Source organism: Neobacillus sp. 114 (assembly GCF_030127045.1).
Taxonomy (GTDB): domain Bacteria; phylum Bacillota; class Bacilli; order Bacillales; family Cytobacillaceae; genus Neobacillus; species Neobacillus rhizophilus.
This window is the reverse complement of sequence record NZ_CP126144.1, coordinates 3,898,624-3,920,534: the sequence shown is the minus strand read 5'-3', so window position 1 is coordinate 3,920,534 and position 21,911 is coordinate 3,898,624. Positions and strand designations below refer to the sequence as shown.

Below are 21,911 nucleotides of genomic sequence, written 5' to 3'. Positions count from 1 at the left end.
ACTAACTGAACAAGGAGTGGTTTTCACATGCATTATGTATACAAAACAGGTATTTATCAGAATTCAGCAAAGAAGCGTTGGGAATACTGGTATGTTGGACCAAATGAGTTACGAATCCTTGTATCATGGTTGAGCTGGAATGCATTTAAAGAATATGAAACATGGGAGAAAAACTGCTTAATTGAGAAAGCAGGATAGATTTACTAGTACATTTACAAATTAGAATGCAAAAAAGCGGAGAATCAATTAACTCTCTGCTTTTTTGCATTCTATATTATTTTTAAGGCCTCAATGAGCCCAGGGAGTTTTTCATAATTGGGTTGATCGTGGTAATTAAATACACTTAATAGTTCGTTCTCTTCTCCTATTTCATGACTTTCCTTAATGGAATGCAACGACTTAGTTCCTTGGACGGATACAGCTTAAATGATCTTTAACTCTATCAAGAAAAGATGTTTCGAAAGTTGGATTCTAACTTAACGAAAATCTCATACCTAATATTAAAGGTCATTTACTTAAAAAGAAAAAGGCTATAAATCAGAGGAATGGAGGCGGTTATTTATTATTACCTTTCAACATGTATATAAGAAATTCCCGGATGGATTTGAGGCTTTAAAAGATATCAACTTTCATATTGAAAAGGGAGAATTGGTAACGTTAATTGGTCCAAGTGGCTGCGGAAAGACAACGACCATGAAAATGATCAACCGTTTGACTGAGCCCACAAAGGGCAAGATTCTTATTAATGGGGAAGATATTTCAGAAAAGGACCCTGTACAGCTTAGAAGAAACGTTGGATATGTCATCCAGCAAATTGGTCTTCTTCCACACATGACGATTGAAGATAACATTACCCTGGTTCCACGTTTAAAAGGGTGGGAAAAAGAGCGATACACGAAAAGGGTGGATGAACTGCTTGACCTGGTAGGACTTGACCCTGAGGCTTTTAAATCACGATTTCCATCAGAATTAAGCGGCGGGCAGCAACAACGTATAGGGGTCATTCGCGCCTTAGCTGCTGAACCCCCGATTATCCTGATGGACGAACCGTTTAGTGCACTCGACCCGATAAGCAGGGAACAGCTGCAAGATGAATTGGTTCGGCTCCAGGAAAGTATTAAGAAAACAATTGTATTTGTGACTCACGATATGGATGAAGCCATTAAAATAGCTGATCGAATTGCGATCATGAAGGATGGGGAAATCCTGCAATTTGATACTCCTGAAAAGATTCTTCGCCATCCAAAAAATGAATTTATAAGAGGATTTATTGGGGAAGATCGGTTGCAGGTTGGAAAATACGCTCATCCAGTTGCCAACGATTTAATGATTAAAAAAGTAATCACTGCCAAACCAAACCGAGGACTTGCCCAGGCTTTAAATACGATGATGACTTATAAAGTAGATAGCTTGCTTGTTACGACGAATGACCGTGATCTGCTTGGTATTGCAACTCTGGATCATGTAGAACGGTATTATACCGATGAAAACAAAACCTTAGCGGATATTATCAACAAGGATTACTTCACAGTCGAGGCAGATTGTCCTTATCAAGAAGTAGCTGAAATCTTTGCTAAAGGAGTAACTTCTATACCTGTTCTTCAAAACGGAAAACTAGTTGGGCTCATTACTCGCTCCAGCATGATGAGAGGGTTGGCAGGAATGAAAACTGTATCACCTGGAGAAGGAGATGTTGTGAATGAGCAATGAAAACATGTTTCAGTTAATGATTGATACCTTTCGCACACGATGGACTGAAATTTTTGAAGCACTGCAGCAGCACCTATTTTTATCACTTGTTTCCATTCTGATTGCGACGCTGATTTCCATCCCTACCGGAATCTTTATTGCTAGGAGAAGGAAAATAGCAGAGCCCATAATAGGAATTGCTTCCGTGTTTCAAACGGTTCCAAGTCTTGCTTTGTTCGGATTCTTGCTTCCCTTTTTTGGAATAGGAAATATCACAGCGATTATTGCCCTTACTATTTATGCATTGCTTCCTATATTAAGAAACACTTATACGGGAATTCTCTCCGTGGACCAATCTGCGGTGGAAGCAGGACGTGGAATGGGAATGACCAAAAACCAAATCTTACGAATGATTGAGCTCCCATTGGCTCTCCCGATTATTATGGCAGGGCTACGTACAGCAACTGTTCTTACGATTGGTGTCGCTACGCTGGCTGCTTTTATTGGTGGCGGCGGACTAGGGGATATCATTTATAGGGGATTGTCCACCACCCGGAATGAATTGGTTTTGGCAGGTGCCATACCAGCAGCCATTTTGGCAATTGTTATAGATGTAATTCTTAAAAGGTTTGAAATCGCATCAGACCCTAAAAAAAGGAAAAATATCCCTTGGAAAAAAGCACTTTTTATTATCATTCCTGTAGCGATTCTGATTAGCTTCTTTGGCTTAAGGGGAGGAAATTCCAATGATACCATTGTTATTGCAGGGAAAAAGTGGACAGAGCAGTACATTCTTCCGTATATCGTTGCTGAATATGTGAAAGAAAAAACCGATTATAAAATGAAGGTGGAAGAGGGCCTCGGAGAAACACCGATTTTAACGGAAGCGATTAAAAAAGGCGATATTGATATGTATGTTGAATATACTGGAACAGGTCTTTTGACCATCTTGAAAGAAAAGTATAATCCCCAGTTAAGCCCTGATCAAGTTTATGACAAAGTAAAAAAGGGCTACCATGAAAAATACCAGATTGAATGGCTCAAGCCTTTTGGTTTTCAGAACACGTATGCACTTGCCTTAAATCGGGAAAAATTTAATCAGTTGGGGATAAAGACCGACTCTGAGTTGGCACCTCAATCATCCAAGCTGAGCTTTGGAGGCCCCACTGAATTTTATGAACGAGAAGACGGCTATGATCCAATGATTGAAACGTATGGGCTTAACTTCAAAGAACATAGAAGTCTAGACCCAAATCTAATGTATGCTGCTGTAAAAGAAGGGAAAGTAGATGTTATTCCTGCCTATACGACAGATGGACGAATTGTCCGTTATCACCTTGGAGTTCTAAAAGATGATAAAAAATTCTTTCCCCCTTATTTTGCAGCTCCAATCGTTCGTGAGGATACATTGAAGAAGTTTCCTAAGCTAAAAGGAATTATCAATGAGCTAGGCGGAAAAATATCTGAAAACGATATGGCAGAGATGAACGCCAAAGTAGATTTAGATAAACAGGATCCTAGAGATGTAGCCAGAGAGTTTCTAAAGGAAAAAGGATTAATTAAATAAAGGTTTATGTAATAACATATTATTTGAAGCAAAAACGGAGAATCAACTAATTCTCCGTTTTTTTATGTTAGAAAATACTTTTAACTAAAAAGGGGAATCCTAACAAAAAGTTCGTGGAGTGAGAAGGATGTCGTTTTTTTCAAAATTGAAAGGGTTGCAGCAAACCCAAAAGGAAAATAAAAAGGTTTTTTTAGGGGCAGATTTTGATACGCGAATGGAATGGTTTAAAGAAACCTTCCAGCAAAGTATTGACATCACCTTTCACGAATTAACTGCCAATCAGACGCGCTGCGGCATTGTGTTTTTGCAGTGTATGGTGGATCAGCAAACATTTGATGAACAAGTGTTAAAATATATTGTTTCACCCCATTTTACTTCATCACCAAGTGAATTGATTCATAAAATTCTGGATTTACAGGCGATCAGCACAATGTGTACCACCATCCTTTCTGATATGGAGGAAGCAGCAGAATACATCTTAGATGGAAAAATTATTGTTTTTTTCGAGGGCGACAGTCGGATGATCGCTTTTCCTTTAACAAGCTTTGAAAAGCGAACCGGTAGTGAAACCACGAATGAAAATGTCATCAGGGGGCCAAGAGAGGCATTTTTGGAGGATATCCATACGAATGTCACCATGGTTCGCAGAAGAATAAAATCCCCTGCCTTAAAAATGGAACAACTTGTCATCGGAAAGTATACAAAAACAAAGGTCATTATTAGCTATATTGAGGGGCTTTGTCGAGATGATTTAATAGCAGAAGTGAAACAAAGAATAAACAGGATTAAAATCGATGGCGTTTTAGCGAGCAGCTATATTGAGGAGTGTATTGACGATCGGCCCCTATCACCGTTTCCGCAATCACAAAAAACAGAACGGCCGGATGTGGCGGCCGCAGCCTTGCTGGAAGGAAGGGTGGTTATATTTGTGGATGGTGACCCCATTCCGCTTATTGCACCTGTAAATTTTTACATGTTTCTCCAAGCTGCTGAAGATTATTATCAACGGTATTTTCTTACCAGTTTTATCCGCATGCTCCGCTATGGCTGGTTAATCGTTTCGCTGACCTTTCCATCTTTTTATATAGCGATTACCACCTTTCATCCGGAAATGATTCCTACTAGTTTGTTATTAAGTGTTGCTGCATCACGGGAAAATGTCCCGTTTCCAAGTATTGTGGAAGCCTTATTGATGGAACTGGCTTTTGAAGGTTTACGGGAAGCAGGGATTCGTACTCCAAAAGCGGTGGGGCAGGCAATTGGGATCCTAGGTGCAATTATCATCGGCCAAGCAGCTGTGCAGGCAGGAATCGTTTCTGCCATTATGGTGATCATTGTTTCGATTACCGGGATTGCCTCCTTCGTCATACCGGGTTATGATTTAGGATTTTCCGTCCGCTTGCTTCGATTTCCCCTTATGTTTTTAGCGGGCACATTTGGAATATTCGGTTTAATGATTGGTGTTATTTTAATTTATATTCATGTCGTAAGCTTACGTTCGTTTGGAATGCCTTATCTTTCACCAACAGCGCCGCTTAGAACTAGCGATTTAAAAGATATTTTCATCCGCGCTCCATGGTGGAAGATGCAGCGCCGTCCCTCCTTTTCTGGGTCAAATGATCGTAGTCGCTCCAACATTGAGAAATCCATAATAGGGGAGGATGAAGATTAATGAAAAAACTTAAATGGCTCATCGTGTTATGCCCTTGTTTTTTAACTGGCTGCTGGTCCCAATTTGAACTGAATGAACGCGCTTTTGTCTCCGGCATCTACGTTGATAAAGCCGCAAATGGCAAAATGGAGATAAGCCTATCTTTTTCCCTGCCAAATCGCCTTGTCCCTAGTGATCTCGGCGGTGCCGGTACAACAGGAAAACCATATTCGCTTCAAACTGCAACTGGAAAAACGTTTACGGAAGCCTATAAAAAAATACAGGCTACCCTGACCAGAAATATTAGCTGGGGGCATACGCGGATTATTATCATCAGCGAAGAAATGGCAAGGGAAGGTATAAGGGGTATTTTGGAATTTGTTCTCCGTGAACCAAATTTGAATATCAATCAAACTTTATTAATTGCACCAGGAAAAGCAAAAGATATCGAAGAATTGACTCCGATATTTGAACGATTTCCAACCTCCATTCCCATATCATTTGCGCAAAGAAAGGTGACGGTCAATGCAACACCAAAGGAATTCCTTGAAACAACTAGCGGTGATATGATTGTCGGCCTTTTATCAAAGAAAACGATAAAAATGCTTAGTGAAGGCGGGAAAGAGGGGCTTTTTGTCTCTCCTGGGGAGATGGCATTGTTTCATAATTATAAAATGGTAGGGAAAGTAGACACAGAAGTGGGCCGAGGAGCGTTCTGGCTTCGCAACCTGATAAAAGGTGCCGAAGTAACTATAAAAGCTCCGGCCGACCAACAGTTAATCAGTTTATTAGTCACGGACGCCCATACAAAGATCCGCCCTTCTAAAAAAGAACCGTTCACTTTTAATGTGGGTATAAAAGCGGAAGGGAATATTTCTGAATCTCAATCCAATATGACTTTAACAAATGAAAACCAAATAGCGCAACTTGAGCATGAAGCTGAAAAGCAAATCCGAAATAGGATTAAAGCCACTTTAAAGGCTTCTCAAGAGGTAAAAGCGGATGTTTTCCAATTCAGTGAATACTTATCCTGGCACAAACCAAAAATATGGAAAATGGTTAAAAAAGATTGGCCCGAATCTTATCATGAAAAAGTAAAAATGAATGTTCAGGTTGATTTGCATATTAAAAGACTAGGTGCTGAAAACAATTCATTCTGGGAAAAGGAAAAAAGTTTATGATTTTAATTATTATCGGATTTCTCATTATCTTTGGATATGAGTGGACGTATTTAAAAAGTAAAAAACGGAAAAAAAGAACCTATTGGATTGTATTTGGGATCATAGGGGCTTCCTTTATTTATTGCCTTTCTACTGTCTTATTTGAGCATATGCCCAGTCCAAGTGATATGATTCAGTTCCTTTTTGAACCGATTCAACAGAAAATTTTAGGTTAGGTGGACTCCTTTGAAGACAGAACAGATCACTCAAAATCAATTAATGCTTTTTTTCATTCTTTATTATTACTCCACATTGGTTGGATTTGCAGCGAGTCAACTGATTTACCTATCTCAATACGATTCAGTGCTCGTTATTTATATTAGCGGTATAGCAGGAGTTATTCTAGCCTATTTTGTCATAAAACTTGCGACCCGAAGACCAAATGAATTTTTCGTCCACTATGGTAGTGAGATTCTTCCCAAATGGATTCATATTCCAATTATGGTGTTTTTTTTCGTATCCTTCCTGCAAATTAGTGGAATCATTTTAAGAGAATATGAAGATTTCATCGTGCAGACCTATCTCCCAAGGACACCTAATTGGGCGGTTGGCTGCATGTTTGGAATGGTTGTAGCGGTCACAGCACGTTTAGGCTTTGAAAATTTATTCCGGATTGCCCAAGGCCTATTTTATCTTGTGATTCTAGGGAATATTGGAAATGCGATTTTTATTGGTAAGGAATTACAATGGGACCGCTGGATTGCTTTTGTTACGAACCATAGCGGACAAGGAATCTTTATCGGCAGCTTCCAGACAGTTCCAACTTTTGGAGAAGTCGTTATTTTACTCTTTATATTTCCATATTTAACTCAAAAGCATAAAACACTAAAGTCAATCATGTGGGCGACTTTTTTTTCTGCTCTATTTATTGGACAAAATATTATTTGGCTATTATTACTTTTTGGTCCGAATTTATCTAGTCATCTTACCTATCCGATGATAGAGATGATTCGCTACATTCGAATCGCTGATTTCATTCAAAACTTGGATCATTTATTAATTTCGATTTGGGCAACCATGGTTTTTCTAAAAGTGACCGTTTTTTTTACTATTTCTGTTCAAATTCTTGCCCATCTATTTCATTTAAAAGATCACCGCCCTCTGACGTTTTCGTTAGCAGCAGTTATGGTTGCATTATCGATAAACACAGCAAGCGGAACTGCAGAACTAACTAGTTTCCTTTACCAGGCATGGGCTGCTTTTTTATACTTTTTGGAGTTCATACCTTTCCTATATTTATTGGTGGACACAATAAAACAATCCAATAAGAAAAACAAAATAGGAAACAAATTGAAAACTTAAAAGGGTAAGGGAACCGAACCTTATTCGGACGAAGGTCTATAGTTCACTTCTTAAAGAATTTTCTCAGGTAAGTTGAAACGTCCTTAAATATGGGTTGATATAGTTTATAGGTTTTAACTGCCTCATCAACGGTTTCCATGAGCAATATGATATCTACTTGGTTAAGAAGATGTTCGATTTGGTTGTACTGGTTGTGAATATGTGGCGGATTATGGGTACTGTTTGCCCCAAACAACCAAGGGTCTCTTTGGGGGGCATGGGAAGATTCATGGTGGTCTGGTAATTCATCTGGTGGATTCGTATTTTCTTCTTCGCGGGCTCTTCGTTTCTTCCCGAACATTAGATTTGTAAAGGGATCGCCATCATCCTGTGGAGGCTTGTGTTCTTTCTCAAACTCCATAATGCTTTTATCATCCTTTCTACCGTTTTCTTCTACAATAAAATATGATTTGTTTTTAATCGTGGTGTGGACAAATATCTGGGCCTTTCTCTTATGGCTATATTACTAATCGAAAAAAAACATGATAACAATTGTTTGAATCTTCCGAGTTATCTATACTGATATTAGTATTAAATTCAAGGGGGAGACCAGATTGGCAACAAAAGTAGGAGACGTAATTAAGTTTGAACGGACATTCAAACAAGAAGATGTTGAAATGTTTACAAAAGTATCGATGGATGAAGGGAATCATCATATTACTCCAGATGAACAGGGGAGACTTGTAGTTCAAGGCTTGTTAACTGCTACATTACCGACAAAGGTTGGCGGAGATTACAATGTACTCGCTCGTACGATGAATTTTGAGTTTTTAAGACCTGTATTTACGGGGGATACCATTATTTGTGAAGTAACAATTGAGCAGTTTGATAAGCAAGATAATAATAGAACCGCCATTATAGCATCTTTCTTATGTACTAATCAGAATGAGAAACAAGTGTTGAAGGGAAACTTTGCGGGCGTGATATTATAAAATTCTTAGCCTAAACGGCTTTAGCTCTTTGGAATCGAGAGGTAAAGCCGCTTAGTTTATTTTTTAAAATTCCACTGTCTACTTGAGCGGGGCAGTTCACCGTTAGGGTGGCTTTTTTTATTGTTTTCGGGCGGAGTGATGATGTAATTGCGGATAATGTAATAAGCGTAGTACCTGATCGGCTTGATAGTTACCTTCTTTTCGGAATACTAACGAACAAGATGAAGAAAAATAAAATAGTCCGAACTTAAATGGAGGAAACATCATGAAAAAATTACTATCAGTTATCTTAACATTAGGATTATTAACTGGTTGTGGTAAAACAGCAACACAAGAGAAGAGCTCAAAGGAACCAAAGAAAGAAAAAGTAGAAGTAAAAGTTGATAAGATTGACAAGGCTAAAGAAGTAAAACCAGTTGAACCAGTAGAACAAAATAAACAGCCAACCAATAATAATCAAACACAGCAACCAAAGCAAGAGGAAAATAAGAAAGTTGAACAAACACCACAATTAACTCAAAAGCCTGAAAATCAACCTGTAGAACATCCAAAACCACAAGTAATACAAACACCACAAACAGAACAAAAACCGGAAGTAGAAGAGCCAAAACCACAAGTAATAGAACAAAAACCCGAACAACCAGCTCCAATTGAAAAGCCAGTTGAACCACAGCCAGTAGTTCCCCAAAAGACCCAACAACAACTATTTAAAGAATATGTAGATAGTGGACACTGGACATTAACAACGAACACAGACTATCTCAATAGTCATAAACTATACGTATACGGAGTAGAAAGCGCAGAAGAAAACTTCGTAGGGAACTACGTAAAGAGGTATATAGAACAAAACATTGCAGGAAAACCAGTAACAGTTACAACCTATCAAGTAGGAAACGGAATAAAAACCTATAAATTCTCTTGGTGATGCATGGGGACGGTTCTCATGCTCAATAAATTGGATACATAAGCACTAAAGCGCATGGAGGAACGACCTTGCTGTGTTGCTCAAATTACCATGATAAGTTAGAGGTAGAATCTGTTGGAATTAAACTATTCCCCAATGGAAATCATAAGCGAAAATGCGGGAAAAGGAGATTAGTTATGACCACCGATAAAGATTTAAATCCAATGAATGTAATGAAGCCAATCAATTTTAGTTCATATTCAATTGATGAGACCCAGCCTTTAACGACGTTTGAAATGGGTAAACTTTGGGCTACCTATACGGGAAACAGTATGTCGATTCAAATCTTAAGTTATTTTCTTCAGCATTGCGAGGACGAAGAAATTAAGACGCTATTAGAAAATGGTTTGGCCTTATCAAAGGATTTCATACAAAGGATCGAAGGATTTTTTAATAAAGATAATTTCCCTATACCGAGTGGATTTACAAAAGATGATGTAAATCTTGGTGCCCCACGTTTATACGCCGATGAATTTTACGTTCACTATTTAAAATATGCTGCAAAGGCAGGTATGAGCCTTTATGCAGTAGCAGTTCCATTGGTTTTGAGGGAGGATATTAGAGAGTTCTTTATTTATTGTAATCAATGTGCAACTGTCTTGTTAGGGCAAATTAATAATGTTTTAATGGGAAAAAAACTTATTGCAAACCCTCCTATCATTCCGACACCAGATGGAATTGATAAAATTGATAAACAAAGTTACTTAAACGGTTATTTTGGAGAAGTCCGACCATTACAGGCATTAGAAATCATTCATCTTTGGGATAACATTGAGACTAACACAACAAGTATGGCGTTATTATTGGGATTTCATCAGATTGTTAAAGATGAAAAAATAAAAGCTTTATTCAAACGAGGTTTAACCATGACTGATAAAGCGGTAAAGCAGTATAAGGAAAAACTTCACATTGAACACATACAATCACCGGCGTTCTTAGACCATTTGGTTACACCCTCTACATATCCTCCTTTTTCCGATAAAATAATGCTGTTTCATAAAGTGGATATGTTCGCAATGAAGATAAGGTCATTTGGAAACTCACTGGCAGTAACAGCAAGAAGAGATATAGATATGTTGTATGCAAGAACTCTAATAAACATAGGCTTATTTGTTGACGATGGCATGAATATCTTAATTGATAAAGGTTGGTTGGAGTCACCGCCAAAAGCGTATGACAGGCTTAAGATACAATAGGAACAGCGTGAACAACATTCAATTTAAAGCTAATTGAAAAATACGGTGGTATTTTCCATTTTAGAAGGAGAGATTTCAGTATCCCTTGCTTTACTCGAGGTGGTAACTTGGTTGGTAATGTTGTCTTCGCCGTCATTCCAAAATGGTATGCCCTCACGGAATAATCTTCCTATATTTTGTAAGTTCCATCATGACCGTTACTTGAAAGAGAGCTTGATGGATTATTATAAAGAAAGGAGAGAAATGGATGGATTCAATATGGCTAGAATACGGTTGGGCATTGTTAATTCTAATCGGATTAGAAGGATTGTTATCTGCAGACAATGCGCTAGTGCTAGCAGTTATAGCTAAACATTTACCGGACGATCAGAAAAAAAAAGCTATAAATTACGGAATCATTTTAGCATTTGCTTTTCGGTTTGCTGCACTATTTGCGATTTCATTTATTGCAAACGTTTGGCAGATACAGGCAATAGGTGCAATTTATCTTCTGTACTTAGGATTAAAGCACATCATTCAAGCACGATTCGGCAAAGAAAATGAGAATATCCACAAGGATGATGAAAAGGAATCCGCAGGCAAAGGTTTTGGGCCAACCGTAGGGAAGATTGCAATAGCTGACCTCGCTTTTGCAATAGATTCGATTCTAGCTGCGGTTGCTCTTGCTCTGGGTCTTCCAGATTCACCTTTAGACAAATTCGGAGGTATGGACGGAGGACAGTTCTTAGTTGTTCTTATTGGTGGTGTTGCTGGCCTCATCTTGATTAAATTTGCAGCAACTTGGTTTGTGAAACTTCTTGAGAAACGTCCAGCCTTGGAAACCACAGCATATGTAATTGTTGCCTGGGTTGGTGTCAAACTGGCTGTAATCACCCTGGCACATGAAGATATTGGTATCTTAAATCATGAATTTCCACACAGTACAGCTTGGACGCTGATTTTTTATGGAGTATTAGTCGCTATTGCTCTAATTGGTTGGTTTACTCCTGGAAATAGATCATTACAGGCGAATGCTAAAGGAAGTAAATGAAAGAAGGCTATAGTTAAGAGAAAGGGATTGCTGGCAATCCCTTTCTTTATTGTGCGTTGTAGTTCTTTGTTTCATTGTAAAGTGCTACTATTGCTAATGGTGTGTCAATTATGGCCACAGGGATTAATTGGTTACACTTCATCAGAACTGTTCCTCCAGCTTATTATCTTTATTAATTTCTTCCATAATCTGCTGAATGTAATAGGAGGGAACGGCTGCACCAATGATTTCTTTGGTGGTGATTTCTGGGTTTTGCAATGTGGCAAAGATAACTCCGATGACTTGCCCATCTTGATTAATCACCGGACTGCCGCTATTTCCCTTGTAAATCGGCGCCTCAATCATCATAACCGGAATATCCAATCCGTTCACGAGGACCGGACTTATGAAGGTTCCTTCATTGGCAATCTGCGTATAAGCTAAAGGATTGCCGATAAAAATAATTTTCTCACCCGCCCAAGTCTCCCACTCTTTTTCCACAGCAATCGACAGGACGGGCAGTTTTTTTGCCTTCTCAATGTCAACAATGGCAAGGTCCCATTCCGGCCGTTTGGCAATGACCTTACCTGCAAAGGAATCCCCGTTGCTAAAATGCACATTCACTCGATTCGATTTTTCAACAACATGTTCATTAGTGATAATTAACCCATCTGGAGCGATATTAAAGCCAGTTCCTTTCGCACCGTCCCATTCCAGAGTGACGACGGCTTTTTTGTATTCTTTCACTTCCGGTTTCTTCGAAAGCTGATTAGACACCTTGACAAAATGAATGGCAGGCAGATTAAAGACATCAAACCACATCCCTAATCCGCTGATTAACATGGCAAACACAAGCAATGAACTGACGATTTTAGCAGCCATTTTTTTTCGCTTTTTCCTCTTTGCTTTATCCTTTTCCCATTCTTTTGCTTCTTCTTCTGTAAAAAGAGCTTCCCAATCCGGCTGTTCTTCATGAAAATCCTGATTTTCCTTGTCCATGTGGATCCTCCATAAGTGGTTTGGTTTGGTATATTCCTATTATAGCGGTTTGCGTATGGAAAATGGCGTTAAGAATGGTTTCACGATACAATAGATTGGAATGTAAAGAACGAGGAGAATGAACATGAATGGTAAAGTAATCGAAGAATTGAAAGTGGAATTAAACCATGTAAAGGAACAAAATCAGGAGTTATTCCAAACAATAGTTGAACCTGGGTTACATAGCAAGGTTCAGGAATTTTTAGATAGCTTTGAGGATTATTTTCGTGAAAGGGGCTTTGTGATTCGAAAAAAGAACGATAAGGTTAGAGTTTCTTTCGATGATCTTCATCTAAAAGCTTTTTCAGACGGCGGTCGGGATATTTTTATCATGAGAGGAAAAGAGCAAATTGCCTCTGTAACCGTGACGTTAATTGGCGAAGGAAAGCCAGGTAGTATTGGCCAAATGCCAGATTCGTTGGACCAGCTGGAAAAGGAATTGGAAAAAGAAAAATCATTATCCTATGCTTTGAAAAATCCCGTGTTTTATTACACCGGAAGAGAGTTTGGCATTAAATACGAAACTCCATTATCCGTTCTTAATAGCATTTTTGGGATATAATCAGCTGAAAACTTGGAATAATAGAACGCGTTAGAGATTAATGTAAAAGGACAACAGTCGTAATGAAACTGTTGTCCATTCATTTGGGAATACTAAACTGAATTCTGCTTCTTCATTTACGAGCAGTGAGAATTTAATAAATGGGGAGAAGTTTTAACTGTATAAATAGATATTGTCAAAAATATTATTTTTTTAGGTTTGCTTGAAAATGGCAGGTTCCTTATTAAGGTGAAATCACCCTTTTAAAAAGAACCCTAAATTTCTCTCTATCTTCCGATGTAAATGGTTTGGGTCCCTTTGTACGCTTTCCGCTTTTTCGAGCCATTGCACTTAAATAACGTGCTTGAAGTAATTGGTCAATGTTTTCATTTGTATAGCTATACCCAGTATGGTGAAGGACCGTGCACTCTTTTGCTAAGCCTAGTGAAGCAAGACCATAATCTTGCGTAACAATGATATCTCCTTTTTCTGCTAACTTCATAATCCGATAATCCGCAGCATCTGCTCCAGAATCAACATAAATTGTTTCCACTCCTGCTGGATTTTCCGCATTAGAAAAATGTGAAAAACTAGTAACAAGGATTACAGGAATATCAGCTTTCGTACCTTCAGAGATAATTATATCTTTTACAGGACAAGCATCTGCATCAACATAAATTTTCATATTATCCTCCAGAGTTTTATTCCACTTGTATCATAATTTTGGTCACATAATGTTCCTTATGATTCATTACAACTGTATCATAAATATACTCTTCAAAAACATAATCTCCTAAGGCTAAATTTAAACGCTCCATTTCTGAAAAAAGCCGCTTATAGGTTTTATGTATTGTTTTCTCATCCCCAATATGATAGCCAATAAGAAAATCACCTTTCACAGCCTGAAAATAGGGATATCCAACTTTTGGATGCGGTTGCTCAATATATAAAAAGCTATAATTAGAGAATTCTCCCTTCATTACGTGCTCCCGTTTTGTTATACCACCGATTGGATATCCTGAATCAAGATGAGATATGTTCAATTCATTAATAAAATCTGAAATAACCTCTACAAATTCTTCATCAGATATATTCTCAATGTTTCTACTTAGATAAAGTGTTGCCTCTGGTAATTGTTTAAGCGTAATTTGTTGAAAATCAAGGTGCGACGCTTCTTCCATTAATGCTATTTTTGCATCAATCATTTTTTCCTTCATTTCAATCTCCTGACGCTTTTTCACAATCTCTTGTTTTTGTTGATACATTAGCGATAAAAAACTTTCAGGCGATTTATTATTCATGTATTGTTGAATATCATTTAGCGACATACCAAGATCCTTTAATAAATCAATAACAAAAAATAGCTCTATTTGGTGAATGGAGTAATAACGATAACCTTTTTCATTTTTCCATAGGGGAGACAAAAGTCCAATTTGATCATAATAAAAGAGTGTCTGTTTGTTTACTTTACAAAGCTTCGCAAATTCCCCAGTACTTAAATACTTGCCATTTTTTTTATCCATTTTTTACAACACCGCCCTTGACTATATAGTAACTATATACACTAGGATGGGAAATGTAAACAAATGATAAACAAAATGAAGTGGTTTGCAGTAGGTAGTTTTGTTAAGGAGAATGTAAAAAATGAAAAATAATAAGGTCACCTTAGGATTATTATTAATGAATTTATTCATAGCCTTTTTGGGAATTGGTCTTGTCATTCCAGTCTTACCGACATTGATGAATGAATTAGACATTACTGGAACAACAGTTGGTTATTTAACAGCGGCGTTTGCCATTGCTCAATTGATTGTTTCGCCATTTGCAGGGAAAGCAGCAGACATTTGGGGTCGGAAAATGATGATTGTAATTGGCTTATTTATTTTTGGCATTTCGGAATTTTTATTTGGAATCGGCAAAGATATTCAAATGCTAATTATTTCTCGTCTTTTAGGTGGAATTAGTGCTGCGTTTATTATGCCAGCTGTTACAGCTTTTATTGCTGATATTACAAATTTGGATACTCGTCCGAAGGCATTAGGTTATATGTCAGCTGCAATTAGTACAGGATTTATTATTGGGCCAGGAATTGGTGGATTTTTAGCGGAGTTTGGAACACGTATACCGTTTTTCTTTGCAGGAGCACTGGGTACTATTGCAGCTATACTTTCTATCCTTTTATTATCTGAGCCAAATCGTAATGAAGATAATAATAAACAAGTCACAGATGGTAAGGTTGGGTTCCAACGTATTATTGACCCAAAATATTTCCTTGCGTTTATGTTAATTTTTATTGCCTCATTTGGATTAGCAGCTTTTGAATCGTTCTTTAGTCTATTTGTGGACCACAAATTTCAATTTAAACCATCCGATATTGCAATAGTCATCACGGGTGGAGCAATCCTTGGTGCAATTTCCCAAGTCATATTATTTGATAGGCTGACACGAATTTGGGGTGAAATTAAACTGATTCAATATAGCCTCATTTTATCAGCCATACTTGTCTTTTTAATGACGGTTGTTCATTCATATTTCTCTATTTTACTTGTTACATTTATGGTTTTTGTAGGATTCGATTTATTCCGTCCAGCAGTTACTTCATACCTTTCAAATATCGCCGGAAACGAACAAGGTTTCGTTGGCGGAATGAACTCTATGTTTACAAGTTTAGCGAACATAAGTGGACCCATTCTTGGGGGGATATTATTTGATATAGATATCAACTACCCATACTACTTTGCGACTTTGATCCTATCCCTGGGAATAGTTCTTACATTATTTTGGAAGAAGCAAGCGAATGATTCTTCAAGAAAAGTGAAGGCTAGTGCAGCCAATTAAAGGGGTGTGGACAAATATCTGAGCTATTCGGCTGTACCTATATAGAAGTGAGATATTTATCATGAAAGACAAAGTTCAAAGATTATTATTTTTCCTCAATGGAACGTCTTGATGATTGCCATTCTTTTGGAATCAAGCAAAAAAGCAGCTCTGTTAACAGAGCTGCCATTCATAAAGTTGCTTATTCAACATATTGTAGGCTATCGACGATTTTTACCGCTTCCTTAATGGGACCTTTATAAAAAAATTTATAAACAAATCCATCACCTGTATCCCAAGATATGTTAGTATATGCATCAAGCCTCGTGCCAATAACGCTGATATACCCTTCATGAATGTCTTTGTTTTTTAGCCAGTTGACTTTCTTCATTGCTTTGAACAAGTCATCTGCCTGCTGATACGGCTCATCTCCGTTATCACCATCAAAATGCATAGTCCACGATCCACGCTTTGCGTAAATGACCGACCTAATCCACGGCTGGATCCATAATTTAGCGCCGCCCTTCTTTTTGTAAAAGACTAAACCACTCAGTCGGTCGCTTGGTATCATAGTTCCAACATTTCCGGTTAGTTCTCCGACTCGATTTGATTCAGGTGGATGATATATCGCCGGGTCATTTGCTCGATAAGGTTTATCCGTGGATACAAAATAAATCATGTACCCATTTTCATAAGCTTTCACAATAACAGACGTATGTTTTTTTGCCTTTTGTCCCTTCCAATAGGTGGGCAATAAAACTGGGACATTAGTATGTTCTGCGAGCCCACTTACGATTGGTCGTAAAAATGGCACGACTTTTGGCGGCTTCTCCAATGAGGTAAGAAACATTATACAAATAAGAGATAGTAGCGTAAGCTTCTTCAATAAAACCCCTCTTTGTACACATTTTTATTATTATTCGCATGAAGAAAAAGATTTATTTATAGTAATATTTGCAGCGTATATCATTGCCAGTCGTGTAGGGCTGTATTTTCTTAATGATAAGTGATTGATCGCCTATTTCCCTGAGGAAAGGGGCATCCCCTTTAACCTTTTAACATTTTTATTTTTCCATAAAGAAGGCTTTCCGCTCAGTGGTAATCCAATTGTCCAAATCGTCTTGGCTGCGTCGGACAAGCCGGTTTACCAGCACATCATGCCACACATAATCCTCTAATAAGTAAATATGGACAGGGTCATCTGTATAAAAAGCAACACTACGCTCCTCAATTGATGGCCCATAAATCATCTCGTTAGAATCTATGGATAAAATAAACCAACGCTCTGTAGAAGGGGTTTCAGTAAAAGTTGTGATGCGATGGGTTTCTAGATTTTTAATAGGATTTTCAACATGTAATGTAATACCATGTAGCTTGACTTGATCAGCCGCCACCGCAGCCAGTTCCTCTTTCAATACCTCATACATATTGTCCCACATCGAAATAACAATACGCCTTTTTGCTTTTTTTATTAATGACTGACAATAGCTAATGATTGTTTTATAGTCCTTTAAAGTAATAACTCGATTGTCCATTTTTTCCACAGAAGTTTCTAAATTTCTTAATGAATCACTTATTTCTGTATAAGTCGCTTGCCACTCTGATTGAGCTTTCTGCAAAAAAATTTCAACGGGCAAAGGGGAATAACGAGTGGTATCATTAATTTCTTCCTTCAAGACAATCCCTTTTTCAACAAGATTACTTAACACTTCATAAATTCGTGCTCTTGGAACACCTGACTCTTTACTGACTTGGTAGGCTGTGACAGGGCCTTGTTTTACAAGAGATAAATAAGCTTTAGCTTCGTATTCGTTAAAACCTAATTTTTTGAGCCGTTGCACAATGTCGTTCACTTTTTCCGTCCTCCAATTTTCATTCCTATATTTCAAATTTACAATACCTATTTACAATAAGCAATTTATTAGTTACTATTTTAGTAGTGACTATAAGGAAGGCTGAATGAAATGCATCTTGACTTAGACCCAACGTTATTAATTATTTTGATTCTTTTCGGATTTTTAGCATCATTTATTGATTCGGTTGTAGGGGGCGGCGGCCTGATCGCATTACCTGCATTATTATTTACAGGGCTGAATCCGGCAGGGGCAGTAGCGACCAATAAACTAGCATCGACTATAGGTTCTTTAACAAGTACTTTTATGTTTTATCGGTCAGGTAAACTTGATATAAAGTCAGTTTATAAATTATTTCCGCTCACTTTTATCGGTTCGATGCTTGGTGCGTGGACAGTTCATTTAATAAACCCTGAACTGCTCAAGCCATTGATGCTGGTTATGCTCGCAGCAGTTGCTATTTATACTATTTTTAAGAAAGATTGGGGCAGCATTTCAACCCCCAAAAAATTGTCCGTACTGCACTTCATTATTTTTACGATTGCCATTTTTGCAATTGGTTTCTATGATGGATTTCTTGGTCCAGGAACAGGCTCATTTTTAATTTTTTCTTTTTTATTGGTTGGATTTGATTTTTTAAAAGCAGCGGGGAACGCAAAGTTTTTAAACTTTGGCAGTAATATTGCCGCATTGTTCATGTTCATGTTTCTAGGACAAGTAAATTACACTTATGGTTTAATCATGGGAGTGGCTCAGCTTGCTGGTGCCATTTGCGGCTCAAAATTTGCGATCAAAAGAGGAAGCAGCTATGTTCGTGCGTTGTTTATTGTCGTTACCTGCTTATTGCTGGCGAAAAATATTTATGATTATATTCAGTAACTTCAAAAATACTGTCTTCCTTAAAGGGGGACAGTTTTTTATTTTGCTTTCTATAAGTTTTTGGAAAAGGGATATACTTTTTATCGGAATTAACAGCATTTCTTAATTTCCAAATACATTTGATGCTTTTTTCAGGACAAAAAAACAAAATATGAACAGATAGTACAAAATTTACCATAAATTTATGTTGTCTTAATATTAAATTAACTGAAGCCTGTTAACATTATTACGAAACTATGATTAGAAATTAGCTCTAAAAACTATGTTAGGAGAGGTAGTCTTGAAAAAATATAGAAAGTATCTCGGGATTTTGACAATAGCCACAATTTTATCTGGCACAGTTAATTTCCCTTTTAGTAGTTTAGCTGCTGAAACGAATGGTGAGATGGAACGTATTACCGAAAAAGTAGATCCTACAAAGCCAGTTGCTGATGAACTCATATTGGCAGTTATTGGTGATTATGGCGGTTGTGGAGTTGGCAATTGTGAAGGTGAACAACAGGTGGCCGATATGGTTCATTCGTGGAATCCAGATTACATATTAACTGTTGGGGATAATACTTATCAACGTGGACTGCCAGAAGAAGTAGAAAAAGCACAAGAAGCATATATAGAAGATATCAAAGCAGGCAAATTTTTCCCTATCATGGGCAACCACGATTATGGAAACGGCTGTACCATGGAAAGTGTTCAACCAAGTATTGATAAATTTGGGGTCCCGGTTTCATATGTAGCAGGATTTGGCAACGGCTTGGTTGATTTCGTAAACCCAGATGCAAACTGTAATAAATCAACCGGCGAGCAAATGCCTCCAATTTATGATGCATATAAGAACACGGTTGACAATAGTCAAGCAGAATGGGTCATTGTAGGGGAGCATCAACCGGTTTATTCATCTGGAAAAGCAGGAAATAATTTTGATCGTTCATGGGTTATGACGCCAGGTGTCGACTTGATATTAGCGGGACATGATCATCATGCAGAACATATTGAAACGAAAGATGGCTATAACATCGTGATTTCAGGAAATGGCGGGAATGGTACCACTCCTATATTTTCCCCGGTAGATGGAAGTTTGTTTCGTGATGATAAGAATTTAGGTGCTGTTCGTCTTACGGTGAGGAAAGAGGAATTAAAAGTAGAATATCTTACTCTTTCTGGTAAGGATCAGTACGAATTTACATTGAAAAAGGATAAAGCAACCGGTAAGGCATATATTGCTGATCGTATGGAATGGGTCGATCCTAACCCAAATCCAGGTGTAAAACCGGTTCCGAATAAATACAGTGTGTCAATGGATTTTGATGATACAACTGCTCCAGATGGTTTATCCTATCAGAATTATCAAGATGGACCAGTTAGTGAAGTCACGATAGATGGCAGAAAGGCCCTTCAGCTTGAAAAAAATCCTATGGGCGGCGGCAATCACGCCTACTTATTTGTAGATGACAAATCTATCCTGGGAGGACCTTATCATGCGAAAGTAACCATTGAATATCGTTCACCAAAATCAGGTTCTTTTAGTCTTCAATACGAGTCGGCCGACTCAGGATCAGCTTATCAAAAATCGCAATCTATTAATATTACGAGTGATGAAATAAACCAATGGAAAACTGCGACACTAGAAATACCAGATATAAAATTTACGAATCGCCAAAATAATGGTGCAGATATGCGTCTTTTAGCAGCTAATAACCTGCCGCTGCTGATTGGATCAATGAAGCTTGAAATCGTTCCTGACGAGCCAGCAAAGTTTGTTTCTATGGATTTTGACAGTGAGCCAAATGGATTAACTTGGATTCCGTACGAAAGTGGTCCAGCTCACGAAATTATTATTGATGGCAGAACGGTATTACAAGTCGATAAAAATATGTTTAATCAAGGAAATAACCTTTATCTGTCAGTCGACGATCGATATATTTATGGAGGACCATATAATAGTCGTGCCACAATTGAATATCGTTCACCTGTCGCTGGTACTTTTACACTTCAATATGAATCAGCTGAAACAGGAGCTGCCTATCAACCTGCGCAAAAAGTTACCATTAAGGAAGAAGATATTAATAAATGGCAAACTGTAACCATTGATATGCCACAAGCAAAGTTTACCAATCGTCAAAATGGTAATGCAGACTTTAGAATTGTTGGTGCTAAAAATTTACCGTTTATCATTGGTTCTATGAAAATAGAGATTGTTGACGGAAAAAGTGAATCTAATAAACTTGCAATGGAAGCAGTAGTCAAAGCACAGGAGTTAGCAGGAGCCGTATTGGATAAGCAAGAAAAGATTGATGCCGTTGTCAACGCAGTCAATCATGCGAGAGCTTTAATTGAAGAGCTAGAAGATGGTGAAAATAAATTTGAGTTACAAGTTCGTTTAACTATAGTTTCCGCTAAAGTAAATCAAGCACAAGAAGTCTTAAATCTAAAGCTAGCAAAAGAAGCAGTGGGGCAAGCTGAACAATCACCTTCTGAAGAAAGTATTGAAAAGGCGCAACAAGCAGTTGATCAATTAGCAGACGGTACAGACAAAAATACATTACTTGAACGACTATTAATCGTCAAAACAATCGTACAAGCAGAGCAAGTAATTAATACATTGTTAGATTCTAGGCTCGAAAGTGCAGCAGAAGTTGATAACGATCTTGTTACACTTGAAACTGCAAATAAATTAGTCGAACAAATACCTAATAATCAACGGGGTATATTAACTGAAAATCTTCAAAAAGCAGAAGACAAGATTGTAAATGAAATGAAATCCATTCTTGGTCAAAAGAACAACGGAAAGCCAGAGCGTTTAAAAGAAACATGGTTAAATTTACTTATAACAAATACAATACATCAGCTGGATGGACAAGCAAAAACTGATGTTAACAAAATCCACCAATCCTTAATGAAGATTGTAAAGGAACATGCAACGGGTAGTGAAGTTAGAGAAACGATTGAAAAGCTAATTTCGAAAGATTAGTATTGTGTTTAATGAAAACTATCTTTAATAACTAGTAAAAAAGTGTATGGAGTACTGACTTCATGCACTTTTTTAATTTTATGGCTTTATTAAAGATTAATGTTGACTTTATTGTTAACTCAAATTTTACATAAAGAAGCGCTTCAGGAATAGTTTTTAATAGTAGGTATAAAAATGCTTTTTAATGAATTAAATAGCGTTAGAAAAGATTGAAGATATAGAAACTTATAGCATCTTTGACAGGGG

General features: G+C 37.6%; 21 protein-coding genes. 15 read left to right on the top strand and 6 right to left on the bottom strand.

Translation table 11 applies throughout. The annotated features are described in order from the left end of the window. Positions 1-27: 27 nt before the first annotated feature. From QNN06_RS18985 to QNN06_RS18955, 7 genes are all read left to right on the top strand, one after another. A complete protein-coding gene (locus QNN06_RS18985; RefSeq protein WP_213119274.1) occupies positions 28-198 on the top strand; it encodes a hypothetical protein in 171 nt (56 codons plus the stop codon). Between the two features lie 363 nt (positions 199-561). Next, positions 562-1,710 (top strand): ABC transporter ATP-binding protein, encoded by a 1,149-nt coding sequence (locus QNN06_RS18980; protein WP_284037954.1) that lies wholly within the window; start codon positions 562-564, stop codon positions 1,708-1,710. Beyond that, entirely contained in the window at positions 1,700-3,256 is a 1,557-nt protein-coding gene (locus tag QNN06_RS18975) for a glycine betaine ABC transporter substrate-binding protein (protein WP_284035734.1), read from the top strand. Before QNN06_RS18980 ends, QNN06_RS18975 begins: the two co-directional genes overlap by 11 nt. A gap of 127 nt (positions 3,257-3,383) precedes the next feature. Beyond that, positions 3,384-4,928 carry a spore germination protein gene (locus QNN06_RS18970; RefSeq protein ID WP_284035733.1) on the top strand — a complete coding sequence of 515 codons (1,545 nt, stop codon included), beginning with the start codon at positions 3,384-3,386 and terminating at the stop codon, positions 4,926-4,928. Next, positions 4,928-6,088 (top strand): Ger(x)C family spore germination protein, encoded by a 1,161-nt coding sequence (locus QNN06_RS18965; protein ID WP_213119276.1) that lies wholly within the window; start codon positions 4,928-4,930, stop codon positions 6,086-6,088. The genes QNN06_RS18970 and QNN06_RS18965 overlap by 1 nt, the downstream gene beginning before the upstream one ends. After that, on the top strand, positions 6,085-6,303 hold the full coding sequence (locus QNN06_RS18960) for a hypothetical protein (protein WP_213119277.1): 219 nt from the start codon (positions 6,085-6,087) through the stop codon (positions 6,301-6,303). Before QNN06_RS18965 ends, QNN06_RS18960 begins: the two co-directional genes overlap by 4 nt. A gap of 10 nt (positions 6,304-6,313) precedes the next feature. Continuing rightward, the gene (locus QNN06_RS18955; RefSeq protein ID WP_213119278.1) at positions 6,314-7,429 is read left to right on the top strand and encodes a GerAB/ArcD/ProY family transporter; all 1,116 of its coding nucleotides are present in this window, start codon (positions 6,314-6,316) and stop codon (positions 7,427-7,429) included. Between the two features lie 43 nt (positions 7,430-7,472). Here QNN06_RS18955 and QNN06_RS18950 read toward each other — a convergent pair whose 3' ends face one another. After that, a complete protein-coding gene (locus tag QNN06_RS18950) occupies positions 7,473-7,829 on the bottom strand; it encodes a hypothetical protein (protein WP_213119279.1) in 357 nt (118 codons plus the stop codon). 193 nt (positions 7,830-8,022) lie between these two features. Between QNN06_RS18950 and QNN06_RS18945 the strand changes: the two genes are divergently transcribed. From QNN06_RS18945 to QNN06_RS18930, 4 genes are all read left to right on the top strand, one after another. Further along, positions 8,023-8,400, top strand: coding sequence for a hotdog family protein (locus QNN06_RS18945; RefSeq protein WP_213119280.1), 378 nt, complete (start codon positions 8,023-8,025; stop codon positions 8,398-8,400). Positions 8,401-8,665: 265 nt separating this feature from the next. Continuing rightward, the gene (locus QNN06_RS18940; RefSeq protein ID WP_213119281.1) at positions 8,666-9,325 is read left to right on the top strand and encodes a hypothetical protein; all 660 of its coding nucleotides are present in this window, start codon (positions 8,666-8,668) and stop codon (positions 9,323-9,325) included. 176 nt (positions 9,326-9,501) lie between these two features. Continuing rightward, positions 9,502-10,560: a DUF3231 family protein gene (locus QNN06_RS18935; protein ID WP_249366788.1), complete on the top strand. Its 1,059-nt coding sequence runs from the start codon at positions 9,502-9,504 to the stop codon at positions 10,558-10,560. Positions 10,561-10,807: 247 nt separating this feature from the next. Beyond that, a complete protein-coding gene (locus tag QNN06_RS18930; RefSeq protein ID WP_213119282.1) occupies positions 10,808-11,590 on the top strand; it encodes a TerC family protein in 783 nt (260 codons plus the stop codon). A gap of 141 nt (positions 11,591-11,731) precedes the next feature. On the opposite strand, the gene QNN06_RS18925 is transcribed toward QNN06_RS18930, so the two are convergent. Beyond that, the gene (locus tag QNN06_RS18925; protein ID WP_213119283.1) at positions 11,732-12,568 is read right to left on the bottom strand and encodes a S1C family serine protease; all 837 of its coding nucleotides are present in this window, start codon (positions 12,566-12,568) and stop codon (positions 11,732-11,734) included. Positions 12,569-12,692: 124 nt separating this feature from the next. Between QNN06_RS18925 and QNN06_RS18920 the strand changes: the two genes are divergently transcribed. Next, positions 12,693-13,169, top strand: coding sequence for a hypothetical protein (locus tag QNN06_RS18920; RefSeq protein ID WP_213119284.1), 477 nt, complete (start codon positions 12,693-12,695; stop codon positions 13,167-13,169). A gap of 223 nt (positions 13,170-13,392) precedes the next feature. Here the strand turns inward: QNN06_RS18920 and QNN06_RS18915 are convergent, their stop codons facing one another. Both QNN06_RS18915 and QNN06_RS18910 read right to left on the bottom strand, forming a co-directional pair. Further along, positions 13,393-13,833: a YaiI/YqxD family protein gene (locus QNN06_RS18915; RefSeq protein ID WP_217036478.1), complete on the bottom strand. Its 441-nt coding sequence runs from the start codon at positions 13,831-13,833 to the stop codon at positions 13,393-13,395. A 16-nt stretch (positions 13,834-13,849) separates the two neighbouring features. Then, on the bottom strand, positions 13,850-14,671 hold the full coding sequence (locus tag QNN06_RS18910) for a MerR family transcriptional regulator (RefSeq protein WP_284035732.1): 822 nt from the start codon (positions 14,669-14,671) through the stop codon (positions 13,850-13,852). A 121-nt stretch (positions 14,672-14,792) separates the two neighbouring features. On the opposite strand from QNN06_RS18910, the gene norA reads away from it, so the two are divergent. Next, positions 14,793-15,986 carry a multidrug efflux MFS transporter NorA gene (gene norA / locus QNN06_RS18905; protein ID WP_284035731.1) on the top strand — a complete coding sequence of 398 codons (1,194 nt, stop codon included), beginning with the start codon at positions 14,793-14,795 and terminating at the stop codon, positions 15,984-15,986. A 181-nt stretch (positions 15,987-16,167) separates the two neighbouring features. Here the strand turns inward: norA and QNN06_RS18900 are convergent, their stop codons facing one another. Then, entirely contained in the window at positions 16,168-16,851 is a 684-nt protein-coding gene (locus QNN06_RS18900) for a hypothetical protein (protein ID WP_284035730.1), read from the bottom strand. 178 nt (positions 16,852-17,029) lie between these two features. Further along, complete coding sequence (locus tag QNN06_RS18895; protein WP_284035729.1) at positions 17,030-17,818, bottom strand: TrmB family transcriptional regulator; 789 nt, start codon at positions 17,816-17,818, stop codon at positions 17,030-17,032. 111 nt (positions 17,819-17,929) lie between these two features. On the opposite strand from QNN06_RS18895, the gene QNN06_RS18890 reads away from it, so the two are divergent. Both QNN06_RS18890 and QNN06_RS18885 read left to right on the top strand, forming a co-directional pair. After that, on the top strand, positions 17,930-18,697 hold the full coding sequence (locus tag QNN06_RS18890) for a TSUP family transporter (protein ID WP_217036488.1): 768 nt from the start codon (positions 17,930-17,932) through the stop codon (positions 18,695-18,697). A 280-nt stretch (positions 18,698-18,977) separates the two neighbouring features. Next, positions 18,978-21,665: a metallophosphoesterase gene (locus QNN06_RS18885; protein ID WP_284035728.1), complete on the top strand. Its 2,688-nt coding sequence runs from the start codon at positions 18,978-18,980 to the stop codon at positions 21,663-21,665. Positions 21,666-21,911 lie beyond the last annotated feature (246 nt).